Below are 12,048 nucleotides of genomic sequence, written 5' to 3'. Positions count from 1 at the left end.
TGTTACTCAGTCCTTTAAACTTCTAAATACTCTCGGATCAATCCAGCAGCTACATAAATCAATCAATAATTGCACCACTAGAATTACAGCTAAGCTCACTAAAATAATCATCAATAATGTTGGATAATCATGTAGTTTCGTCGCTTCAACTGTTAGCTTTCCTACGCCTGGAATCGAAAAAACTGTTTCCACAGCAATTGTCCCTCCAATAAACGCTGTTACAAAATAACCGTTAAGTTGCAAATAAACTAAACCTACATGTGGAAAGACATGCCTTGCCAATCGGCTCCTCGAAATACCGCGCCTCTGAAGATGAATCATAAAGGGTTGCTGCTTCAGCCCAGCAAATTGGTCTTCTAATAGTTTCACTCCGTAATAGACAGCCGGTAACGCAAGGGCTATACTCGGTAATATTGCGTGGTATATGAGTGCTCCTATACTGCCATCCCCTACACCATAGATCGGAAACCAGCCAAGGATAACACCACATAGCCACAGTAAAAAGAAGCTAAGCCAAAAACCAGGCACAACCATAGCCCCTAGTAGAAGCCCCCCTAAAATAGAGCGCAACAGTTTATGACGTAATCGCTGCAAAAGGTAAAACCACAGTGTCATTAAAATATTTGTAAAAATTAGTGCAAGCGTAACAACTATTGCGGTATATAGTGATTGTTCCATTATTAAAGTTAGTACGTTCTGTTGCTTACTAAAGGAAAATCCCCAATCCCCCCGTAAAATATCTCCTATCCACTGTATGTATTGCATAATCAACGACTCATTTCCGAGCAATGCTTGTTCAATTCTTACTTTCTCTTCCTCTGTTAGACGCTGGGCATTAGCCCCGTAAATACTGTAAGCTGCACTTCCCGGGAGCTGGCGAATTAGTATAAAGCATATAAATGAACAAATAATTAATGCTAGCGCACTTTTCCCAAATCGCTTGCTGACATATTTCCACATTCATAACACCTATCTTTCTATTCGTGACACGATGTTTCCAAAAATATAAAGAGCAGCAAGTGCTCCATATATTTAAAACATTACACAACTAAATGTCTCTCAATATCCTGAATGTTGAGTTTATTCGTTTCACCTTCTACGACCATATGACCGTGATCCATTACATAAATGAAGTCTGCCGTTTCCATGGCCAAATCCAAATCATGCTCTACAAGCACGACACCGATATTTTTTTCACGAGCAATTTTCGTAATAACTTGCTGAATCAGTTGCACGATGGATGGCTGAATTCCTTCCATCGGTTCATCCAGCAGTAAAATATCCGGCTGTCCGACGTATGCGCGGGCAATCGCGAGCTGCTGCTGCTGCCCACCTGATAAATCGCCACCTTTACGATGGAGCATTTCTTTTAAGACAGGGAACCACTCAAAAACCTCATTAGGTATTTTTTTATTTTTCCCTGCTTTGCCCATCATCTCAAAACCTAGTAATATATTCTCCTCAACCGTTAGTGACGGGAAAATTTCACGTCCTTGGGGTACGTATCCTATACCAAGTCGTGCTCTTTTATCAATCGGCAGCTTTTTTAAGCCTTGCTCATGAAAATGGATGTCACCTTCTTTTAATGGGACTAATCCTATAATTGATTTTAATAATGTCGATTTCCCCACACCATTTCGTCCTAATACTCCAACAATTTGTCCTTTTTGTGCTTGGAAGGTAAGATCATTTAACACCATGCTGCCGTCATAACCTGCCAAGATTCCTTTGACATTAAGCATGTGTTTTCCCCCTTCCTAAATACACCTCAATAACACGCTCGTCATTTTGTACCGTATTCATATCCCCCTCACAAAGTACCTTTCCTTCGTGCATCACCGTTACTTGCTTGGAGAAATTACGTACAAACTCCATATCATGTTCAACAATTAGTACCGAGCATTCCTTTGACACATCGTGAATGAGGCGACCTGTTTTTTCACGTTCCTGTCCGGACATACCGGCGATTGGTTCATCAAGCAAAAGCAGTTGTGGATCTTGAATGAGCTGCATACCAATTTCCAGCCACTGTTTTTGACCATGTGCCAAAAAGCCCGCCAAACGGTTACGTTCCTGAGTTAAATTAATTTTTTCAAGCGTATACTCAATCTTTTCCTTTGTCGGTTCGTCCATTTTGGCAAACAGCATATGCCACAATGTTTTCTTTTGTTTCATCGCAAGCTCTAAATTTTCTAACACAGTTAACTGCGGGAAAATTGACGGTGCCTGAAATTTACGCGCAATGCCTGCAAGCGCAATTTTATGCTCCTCTAGCTTATGAATAGAGCCCTCCATTTCCTGAAAAAATACAGAGCCTTCCGTTGCTCGTGTTTTCCCGCAAATCACATCCAACAAAGTCGTTTTTCCAGCGCCATTCGGTCCGATTAAAAAACGAACCTCCTGCTGCTCCACTTGTAAATCCACACCTTTCAAAGCGAAAAATCCATCAAAATCAACTTTCACATCATTGCAAGTTAGTATTTGCGTCATAGGACGTTCCCCCTGCTTTTTTAGACGTTTTGAATCTAAACCATTTTGCATAAAGCGACTGCGCCACACCGACTAATCCATTTGGCATCACGAGTACGACTAAAATGAATAAGCTCCCTAATAAAAACAACCACATATCCGGGTATGATTCACTGAAAAATGTTTTTGCACTATTTGTTAACACTGCACCAATTACCGCACCAAAAATCGAATAACGTCCACCAACAGCTACCCACAGCACCATCTCAATTGAAGGAATAATCCCCATCATTTCTGGTGAAATCATGCCGACCTGCAGGACAAATAATCCACCTGCAATCCCGGCAAACGCTGCCGATACGCAGTAAATAAATACTTTAAACGTTGTAGGGTTAAAACCAAGGAAGCGCACACGGTTTTCCCCTTCTCTAATCGCAACCAATAGCTTCCCTGCACGACTTTGTGTTAGCCATAAGCTAATGAGAACTATTAAGAGTAATATTAAAATCGTGATATAATACAGCACCTTTTGTACGACTGGATGCGTCAAATACACCCCGAAGCCTGTCGTAAAATTCGTCAAACCATTCGTACCGCCCGTAAGCTCCTGGGTACCGATGAATAGCGTTACAAACACAACGACTAAAGCTTGCGAAATTAAAGAGAAGTACACCCCTTTTATTCGGTTATGGAATGTAAAGAATCCAATAATAAATGCCAAGGCGACAGGCACCCCGATCATCATAAACAAGGCAAAAACGGGGTTAGCAAAAGGCTTCCATAAAAGTGGCAGCTCACTCACACCTGACCATTGCATAAAGTCTGGAATCCCACCTGGTGACGCTTGAATTTTCAAATACATTCCTACTGCATAGGCACCCAATCCAAAAAACACGCCATGCCCTAAACTTAAAATTCCTGTATATCCCCAAATTAAGCTAATCCCTACTGCAATAATTGCAAAACATAAAAATTTCGCTAATAAAGAAATACGGAAATCTGACATAAGAAGTGGTGCTAATGCAAGGATTAAAAATAATATTGAAAAACTAATTTTCGTACTTTTGGCCATATCGTTCCCCCCTTAGTCCAGCACTCGTGTTCTAGTTGAAATTAGTCCTGATGGCTTCCATTGAAGGAAGATAATGATGAAAGCAAACACAACTACCTTTGCAATCGTGGCACTTGTACCGTATTCAGTAAATGTACTTAATAAGCCAATACATAGGGCACCAAGCACCGTGCCTTTAATTTTGCCGACACCGCCTAAAATAACAATCATAAATGCATCGATAATATAATTAGTTCCTACAGTTGGACCAACTGGACCAAGTAAAGTAAGCGCACACCCTGCCACTCCGCCTAAGCCAGAGCCTAACGCAAAGGCTGTTGCATCTACTTTTCGTGTATTAATACCTAAGCTTGCTGCCATTGGTCGATTAAGAGTTACAGCATTCATTCGTCTACCCGCAGTCGTTTTAACTAAATAATAATAAAGCCCCAGCACACACAAGCATACAAGTACAAGAATAAATAATCGTTTATATGGCAACACCACCGAAGCAATTTCCACATTGCCATTCAACCAAGAAGGTGCTGTTACGGCAACGTTTGGAGCCCCAAAAATCATCCGGGCAATTTGCTGAAAAATTAAGCTCAATCCCCAAGTAGCTAATAAACTATCAAGTGGTCGAGCATATAAAAATCGAATTAAGCTTTTTTCAACTAACAAGCCGATTAAAGCTGTTACAATAAACGCAATAGGAATAGAGAGAATAAAATAATAATCAAATAAAGACTCAGGTACCATACTGACAAAAATTAATTGAACAGAGTAGGTAACATATGCTCCGATCATAATCATGTCACCATGTGCCATATTCATAACACGCATTAAGCCAAAAGTGATGGAAAGACCTAACGCAATTAGTAATAAAAATGAGCTATAGCTTAATCCATTAAATAGCTGTGTCAACAAAATCTCCATCATAGACCTCCTCGATTGAAAAGTTAGCCCCTACTAGATGTAGGAGCGTACTATTTCAATTATTCAGGTTCATCACCATAAGTTGGGGATGTTAAAAATCAAGTTCGTTCTGCTGCGCTACGGGAAAGAACGTTGAAGCAAGTGTTTTTGAAGCTCGCGTCCGTTGTACTACGTTCCGGGGCAGGCTTTCCGGGCGGCGTGGCTCCAACTAACTTTTGATGCCTTTGACGGCGGCATCAAAAGTGGATTTTCCGCGCACGCTTAATCGCCAAGGAGTCCGCCCCTACACTTCGCACAACTCTTTTCGTTGAAAAAAGTTATTGACGGCGCATCCTCCGCTCCGCGTCACTCTACACTTTGGCATAAAGTAAATTTCTACAAAAATGAAGATTCAAAATATAGCATTTTGCTCTCCGCCGCCTCGCGATAGCGCAAGCGGCTTGATTGGGTGTTTTTACTACACTTTATAAAGAGGTAAAAAATTTGGGGATTGGTGGGCCTCGCAAACGGCAATATAGGCAGTGATAAAGACACGTATCACGTGGCTTTAGCGCTGTCTTGCCGTAGCCCACCAATCAAGTGAAATTTTATTAGAAAATCTTCCCCATGTTATGATGGTTAGCCATTATTCACCTGGTTTTACAGATGCTGCCCAATCATAGTTTTCTAAGTATGGATCTGGCTTCACTGCCTCACCTGAATTCCAAAGCTCATCGATTAAACCGTCTTCACGAATTTCACCGATACGAACGACTTTATAAGTATGTTGGTTATCTCCATCGATTTTCACGGTACCACCTGGAGCAGACACTTCAATACCTTTCGCTGCTTCTTTCACAGCATCTACATCAAACGAGCCGGCTTTTTCTGCTGCTGCAGCCCATAAATAAACTGCAAAGTATGCCGCTTCAATTGGATCGTCTGTTACAACTTCATCTCCGTACTTCGCTTTGAAGTTTGCAACCCAGTCGTTATTTTCTGCTGTATCAAGTGTTTGGTAATAGTTCCAAGAAGTATAATGTCCAGCTACAACATCTCCACCAATACCGCGAATTTCTTCTTCAGCAATTGATACTGAAAGGACAGGTAGATTTTCAGCTGTAATACCAACATCTTTTAATTGTTTAAAGAATGCGACGTTACTATCGCCATTTAATGTGTTAAACACAACATCTGGCTTTGCCGCCTTAATTTTTGAAATTAATGTCGAGTAGTCAGTGTGGCCAAGGGCAGTATATTCTTCACCGACTAATTCGCCACCTTTTGCTTTTAATTGAGCTTTTATAATATTATTGGCAGTACGAGGGAAAACGTAATCTGAACCTAATAAGAACATCTTTTTCCCTTTGTTTTCTAACAGCCAGTCCACTGCTGGAACAATCTGTTGATTAGTAGTAGCGCCTGTGTACATAATGTTCGGCGAAGATTCCATTCCTTCATATTGCACTGGGTACCAAAGTAAGCCATTATTTTGTTCAAATACAGGGAGCATTGCTTTACGTGATGCGGAAGTCCAACCACCGAATACCGTGGCTACTTGATCACTTTGAAGTAATTTTTTTGCTTTTTCAGCAAACGTAGGCCAATCTGATGCACCATCTTCAATAATTGGTTCAATTTGTTTACCTAAAACACCACCAGCGGCATTGATTTCTTCGATTGCCATCATTTCGGCATTTCTTAGTGATACCTCACTGATTGCCATCGTGCCACTCAATGAGTGTAAAATCCCTACTTTTACATTATCACCCTCTGGCTTTTCTGTTTTAGTAGCTGTACCATCTGATGTTGATTCTGCTCCCGTTTTTGCTGGTTCTGCGGCATTTTCACCGACACAAGCTGTTAATACGACAAACATAAGTGTCAACAATGCCATAAACCATATATTTTTCAGCTTTTTCATTCACTAACCCCCCTCAAACTATTACGCAAGGATTTTCATGTTAGTTTTCCTTACACGTGAAATTCTATAGAATAATTCAGTCTGTATCAATTCCATTTTCAGAACATTCTTATCTCAATATAAGAAGTATGACGAATCCATATTTTGGTTATTACTTACTTTTATCTCCAATTTTTGTTAATAAAATTATGAAAATATAGCTTTCAAAATACAAAACACATCTTACTCGAGCCTCTTCTAACGTTATGTATACAGGCATATTGCCTCAAAGGTATTTTTCGCAAAGTCTCTGTATGACGCTGGATGTTAAAATGTAGTTCAGTTTTGTTTTTAATGTTAACTAATCTTACATAAGTGACTTTGGATTGTTTTTTTAGGAGGATAAATAGAACTTATCGAAGATTTAATTGAAGTTTTTGGTTTCAGAAGTTTCATTTCACCATAAATTAAGCCGTTTTCGCGATACATGACAATGGCTTAGATTGTCGACAAAAGGTCTCGAGAGATAAACCCTCGAGACCTTTTGTCTTTTTATTATAAATTTCAACTAGATGGTTAGCCGGAAAATTTGTTCACGTTCATTGTTTGATTACTAGTCATCATTGAAATCATATCTCACTTTATTTAAAGCGATGAATAAGTTGATTGGAGTGGAGGGACCGTGACTCCACCGGGAACCGCACGCGCGGAAGATCCACTAAATTGTACCTGCCGTTGTAGGCACAATTTAGTTAGCTGGAGCCGTGCCCGGGGAAAGCTTCGGTCCCGGAATGGAAATCAACGGTTCAATATATGTAATTTTAAACAAATACTTTTTAAGAGGTCGTCTACAGTTTAAGCCGTTGTCACGATATGCGACAACGGCTTTTTATAATTTCCTATATTAACTACACATCATAAAAATCGCGATACAACTCTTCCAAATTACGTTTTAACGGATTTACCGACTGAATTTGTATATCCTGCTTAAGTAGCCATTGCAGATAAATTTCAATCGAGTGTGCCGCATCTGTAATAAGCCGATTTTCATTTATCTGAAATGGAAGTTCACTATCTTGCATTAATTGAGCAAGGTCATGATTAGGATTACACTTAATCTCATAAGGTACATCGATCTTTGACTCAAGCTGATTTGTATGGAGCTTTCCCTCTTTAATAAACCAGATTGTATCTGTCAAATCCTCCAGTATATCGAGGTTATGTGTGGAGATGACTATGCTGATTCCCTGTCCATGCAGTGTGCGGATTAATTGTTTTAATTCTATAGTACTTGTTGGGTCCAATCCGTTAAACGGTTCATCCATTAAAATAATCAGCGGCTTTGTCAGAATACTTACCGCAATAAATAAATGTTGGCGCATCCCATAAGAATAGGACTTCACAGGCTGATTCACATAGGAGCGAATTCCGACTAGATCTATAATATCCTCGATATCATTAGGGGGAATCTTATAGACATTGGCAATAAACGACAGATGATCATAACCTGTTAGCTGCATATACAAGTAATTATCACTCGGTAAAAAAGAGATATATTTAAAAAATTCAGGGCTATTATGAGAAATGTTATTTATTTGAACTGAGCCGCCATTAATTTCTTCCAGCCCTAATACTGAACGCATTAACGTTGATTTCCCTGCCCCATTTGGTCCTACAAGACCAATGATTTCCCCACCTCCAATCGAAAAATTAATATTTTCGAGGATTAGCTTATTTTTATACTTTTTTTCGAGCTGATGAACATGCAATACCATTAAGATGTCACCCTCCTTCTAAATAAAAGACCGATAACGAACAACAAGCTTCCGCTAACGAATAAAATGGCCGTGCCACTTAGAAAATTTACTTGCCCGTTATTCGCTTCAATGGATTTCCAGCCATCTATCACATTCCAAGTATCAAAATAGACAAACGGATTATAAAAACTGCTCGTTAATTCAATATAATAGTTTCCAGCAGTATAGCCTGCAATGACAATCAAGAACGTCACAATAATAGCTGCGTAATGGTTTTTAATCACTTTTCCTATGAAACTGAACAGGCTATTCAAAAAGTAAATTTGAGCGATGATAAGAATTCCGCTTTTCACAAGAAGTGCAGCTAGGCTTTCAAAGTAAAAATAGGCATAATCGGCTGTTGAAAGGAAATAATGTTCCCCTATCCTTTCCCTCGCATAAATCAAAATCGGATAATTCGCTTCTCCAAAGCCCCCAATAAGTATGGCAACGAGGAGAACGATCGTACTGCTAATAAGAAGTAAACTACAGGCAATCACGAAATTATAGAGCCATTTCGTTATATAAACGGATGTAAGTCGAATCGGCTTCGTAGCTAAAAAGTTAATCGTTGGATTAGGACTGCGCTCCTCAGCCATCGTTGTCCATAACAGTAATACAAATAGAAGCAATACAAACAGCATCATATTCCAATCCATAAACTTGTAGACAGCAAACAAACTGCTGTTGTCATATTTAGTATTTTGTTCCTGGAAAAGGTTTAATCTTTTAAAATGGTCATTATCCACAGCACGACTCGGATCATGAAAATTGGAAACCCATTTATGTCCAAGTGGCCATGGGGTGATCCCCTTGTCTTCCAGAATCATTTGCTGCTCTTCAGATGCCATATCTGTCAAAGTGCTTGTGTTTTCGCTGTCTTTATATGAACCAGGCGCCAGCGATTTCATCACTTTACGAAAAGTTTCGGAAAAGTCAGGGGAATGAATCTCGCCTTTTAAACTTTCCACTGCATCATACCGATTTTCCAATTGTTTGATCATCAATAGGAACGGGTTTTCCTCCAGTATTTCCATTTCTTCTCCGGCTTGCTCCGCCATTTGCCGTTGCAATGCCTGTTCGAGTTCAAATTCTTCCGCTACTAGTTTCCAATGTGCCTGATCTTGAATAATTTGATTTTGATAACTTTCAATCGCTTTTAATGCTTTGTCAGGGAATGTTTGATACTGCTCATTCACCGCAACAACGACCCCACCAATCATTCCGAATAATAAAATTATGGTAAAAAGAATATGTCCTTTGCGTTTCTTTTTTATATGCTCGAATTGCAGAAGCTTAAAATTCTGTGTTGATTGATACTGCTTTTTTGTTGTATTAAGTTGAGGTATTGTAAGCTTGATATTTTTAGTTCGAATAATAACATACGCAATGATACTACTAAAAATGAGCAGCAATAGCATGCCAAGTAAATACAGAACAAAACGATTTGAAGTCAACAAGTGCGGTTCATATGAAGCAATTAAGTGAATCGGGTTACCTATTTGGAATCCAGATTTTAATGAAATCATGTAGCCGATGAAAACCGGCATACTAATGACAAAGAACAGGATGCCTAAATTGGCTTGCTGCTTGAACAGACAAATTGTTATAAGCAGTAGAAATGAAATAAAAATTCCCCAGCCAATCGGAATAAAACCTAGCCACTTCCATACAGGCACCAAAATTATTTCTGAACCGACAGCTACTTCCAGCGGGTAAAAAATTGTATTGATATTCCCAGTTACTAACGGAGGTAAAAACGATAGAATACTTGCTATAAAAATATACAAAAATACTACACTTAGTAATGGAACTAAGTATCCGTAATAAATGGATGTATTGGATAATGAATTTATTTTAAAGAAATCAAATAGCCGTTTTTCTTTATCAGCCATATATTTAAAACAAAATACAAGGAGTAGCATAAATATAGTAATCGGGCTAAAAAAAATCTGGAATAACTGCTTTGTAAAGAGGGCCGTTTTATAGGGAGTGATTTGCTCTGTATATGGTAGATCATAATTAAGTAAATGTTCAGCCATAAGACGCTCAAGCTTTAATGCATCTTTATTGAGGTAAGGTATAAATTTGGTTGTGGCGGTATATGTTTCGTACTCATTTATATAGGCAAGCTGTTGTTGTGCAATCTGTAGATCCCCTGCATTAATCTTTGCCAATATCTCTTTTATATGCTCTTCCTTCAACAAAAGAATATCCAACGATTCCCGTTCATCAGGTGTAAGACCAATAACACGGTCTTTTGTTAGCATACTGGAAATTAAAAGACGAACAGTTTCTTTACGATTGTCAAATGTTTCCTGCAACTCGTTCTTCGTTCCACCTGACTGCGTACTATTAATGCCAAGCAGTATACAAATAAGAAGCCCCATTGCAATCGGAAACAGGAAAATATACTTGCTTTTTAGCCATCCCTTCATAAGAAAATGGATTATATCTTTCAATTGTCCCCCTCCACTCATATGATTTTGCATCTACTAAATTTAAATCTTATTAAGTTATTGTTCTTTTATGTTCACTTTACCATTTTTAAACCAAAATATGTATAAAATGGTTAAACACCATTCTATAAGTTGGGGGACAAAGTTGAAATAATAAGATTTTATAATGAAGTCTGTCCTGCTGCGCTACGGGGAAAATGCGATAAGGCAAGTTTTTTGGAAGCTCGCGTCCGTTGTACTCCGTTCCGGGGCAGGCTTTCCGGGCGGCGTGGCTCCAACTAACTTTTGATGCCTCTGACGGCGGCATCAAAAGTGGATTTTCCGCGCACGCTTAATCGCCAAGGAGTCCGCCCCTACACTTCGCACAACTCTTTTCGTTGAAGTAAGTATTTTTGGCGGCTCACCCTCCGCTCCGAATTAGAAAAGAACCCCCATGTTATGATGATGAGTCTATAAAATTCCTATTAGAATATTCGGGGGTTTTTTTAAAAGAAAGTGAGGTGAAAATTGTAATTAAAAAAGGTAGCCCTTATATAATCAGGCTACCTTTTCAAACTATTTCTTATTTGGTAAATTCATTTTACGTTCCAATAACTTGATGCGGTATTTATAAATTGCATAAATTACTGCTAAAATTAAAATGATGATAACAAATGGCTGTAAATATTGTTTAAACAGCTCTCCAGCCTGTTCCCAATTTTCACCTAGCTTAATGCCTAAATACACATAAAGTGCGGTAATCGGAAACATTGCTAAAAACGTGTAAATTGTAAATTTCCATACATTCATTTTTGTCATCCCGCAAGGAACGGAAATCGCTGTACGGACGATTGGCATAAAGCGTCCGAAAAAGGCGACACCTGCACCATATTTTGCGAAAAACTTGTCCGCAGCATTTATTTGCTTTTCATTAACCAAGAAGAACTTCCCGTATTTCAATACAATCGGACGACCGCCATAGCGACCTACCGCGTATAATGTCAATGGACCAATTGTTCCACCTACAGTACCTGCAAGCACCATTAGCCAATATTTATATTCTCCCTGAGCAATCCAAAACCCGGCCATCGGTAAAATGACTTCTGCCGGAATAAACTCGAAGCAGAGTGCCAATAATACACCGAAATAGCCAAACCCTTTAAAAAACTCAATCATTGGTAAAATGATTGTATCTAACAACAAAAACAACTCCAATCATTTGCAATCTTCAAAGTCAAAATCGACAGAAACCGATTTTATCCCTTTAGTCCACTTCTACATTCATTTAGCATACAAAAACTTGGAACGTTTCACAATAGAAAATGTGAAAACCTACCGCTATTATGTATGTTCTCCTTTAAAATAGAACGTCATTCCCGCAAGTAATGTTGCCTTCTTTAAGATATTTCCCTATTATAGCAGTGTATGTATATGCAAAAAGCGATATGTCACAACCACTTTGACTAGTCCCCTTTT

At 38.9% G+C, this 12,048-nt stretch carries 9 protein-coding genes; all 9 read right to left on the bottom strand.

Annotated elements, in window-relative coordinates:
• Positions 1-6: 6 nt before the first annotated feature.
• The gene (locus tag SNE38_RS04560; protein ID WP_336045948.1) at positions 7-960 is read right to left on the bottom strand and encodes an ABC transporter permease; all 954 of its coding nucleotides are present in this window, start codon (positions 958-960) and stop codon (positions 7-9) included.
• 80 nt (positions 961-1,040) lie between these two features.
• Complete coding sequence (gene urtE / locus SNE38_RS04555) at positions 1,041-1,742, bottom strand: urea ABC transporter ATP-binding subunit UrtE (RefSeq protein WP_191703112.1); 702 nt, start codon at positions 1,740-1,742, stop codon at positions 1,041-1,043.
• Positions 1,735-2,490 (bottom strand): urea ABC transporter ATP-binding protein UrtD, encoded by a 756-nt coding sequence (gene urtD, locus SNE38_RS04550; RefSeq protein WP_191703111.1) that lies wholly within the window; start codon positions 2,488-2,490, stop codon positions 1,735-1,737. The genes urtE and urtD overlap by 8 nt, the downstream gene beginning before the upstream one ends.
• Complete coding sequence (gene urtC, locus SNE38_RS04545; protein WP_191703110.1) at positions 2,465-3,541, bottom strand: urea ABC transporter permease subunit UrtC; 1,077 nt, start codon at positions 3,539-3,541, stop codon at positions 2,465-2,467. The genes urtD and urtC overlap by 26 nt, the downstream gene beginning before the upstream one ends.
• A 12-nt stretch (positions 3,542-3,553) precedes the next feature.
• Positions 3,554-4,456, bottom strand: a complete 903-nt coding sequence (gene urtB, locus SNE38_RS04540) for an urea ABC transporter permease subunit UrtB (protein ID WP_191703109.1) — start codon at positions 4,454-4,456, stop codon at positions 3,554-3,556.
• 625 nt (positions 4,457-5,081) lie between these two features.
• Positions 5,082-6,359 carry an urea ABC transporter substrate-binding protein gene (urtA, locus tag SNE38_RS04535; protein WP_336045947.1) on the bottom strand — a complete coding sequence of 426 codons (1,278 nt, stop codon included), beginning with the start codon at positions 6,357-6,359 and terminating at the stop codon, positions 5,082-5,084.
• Between the two features lie 887 nt (positions 6,360-7,246).
• The gene (locus SNE38_RS04530) at positions 7,247-8,113 is read right to left on the bottom strand and encodes an ABC transporter ATP-binding protein (RefSeq protein ID WP_191703107.1); all 867 of its coding nucleotides are present in this window, start codon (positions 8,111-8,113) and stop codon (positions 7,247-7,249) included.
• Positions 8,113-10,596 (bottom strand): hypothetical protein, encoded by a 2,484-nt coding sequence (locus tag SNE38_RS04525; protein ID WP_336045946.1) that lies wholly within the window; start codon positions 10,594-10,596, stop codon positions 8,113-8,115. Before SNE38_RS04525 ends, SNE38_RS04530 begins: the two co-directional genes overlap by 1 nt.
• 552 nt (positions 10,597-11,148) lie before the next feature.
• Positions 11,149-11,748, bottom strand: a complete 600-nt coding sequence (locus SNE38_RS04520) for a DedA family protein (RefSeq protein WP_191703154.1) — start codon at positions 11,746-11,748, stop codon at positions 11,149-11,151.
• Between the last annotated feature and the right edge of the window lie 300 nt (positions 11,749-12,048).

Origin of the sequence: Solibacillus ferritrahens (assembly GCF_037027585.1) — a bacterium.
Classification (GTDB): Bacteria; Bacillota; Bacilli; order Bacillales_A; family Planococcaceae; genus Solibacillus; species Solibacillus ferritrahens.
This window is presented reverse-complemented; position numbering and strand designations above follow the sequence as displayed.

Bases quoted from the DNA above. Each gene is read 5' to 3' on its own strand.
- SNE38_RS04560 (WP_336045948.1), bottom strand. From the start codon at position 960: ATGTGGAAATATGTCAGCAAGCGATTTGGGAAAAGTGCGCTAGCATTA.
- urtE (WP_191703112.1), bottom strand. From the start codon at position 1,742: ATGCTTAATGTCAAAGGAATCTTGGCAGGTTATGACGGCAGCATGGTG.
- urtD (WP_191703111.1), bottom strand. From the start codon at position 2,490: ATGACGCAAATACTAACTTGCAATGATGTGAAAGTTGATTTTGATGGA.
- urtC (WP_191703110.1), bottom strand. From the start codon at position 3,541: ATGGCCAAAAGTACGAAAATTAGTTTTTCAATATTATTTTTAATCCTT.
- urtB (WP_191703109.1), bottom strand. From the start codon at position 4,456: ATGGAGATTTTGTTGACACAGCTATTTAATGGATTAAGCTATAGCTCA.
- urtA (WP_336045947.1), bottom strand. From the start codon at position 6,359: ATGAAAAAGCTGAAAAATATATGGTTTATGGCATTGTTGACACTTATG.
- SNE38_RS04530 (WP_191703107.1), bottom strand. From the start codon at position 8,113: ATGGTATTGCATGTTCATCAGCTCGAAAAAAAGTATAAAAATAAGCTA.
- SNE38_RS04520 (WP_191703154.1), bottom strand. From the start codon at position 11,748: ATGATTGAGTTTTTTAAAGGGTTTGGCTATTTCGGTGTATTATTGGCA.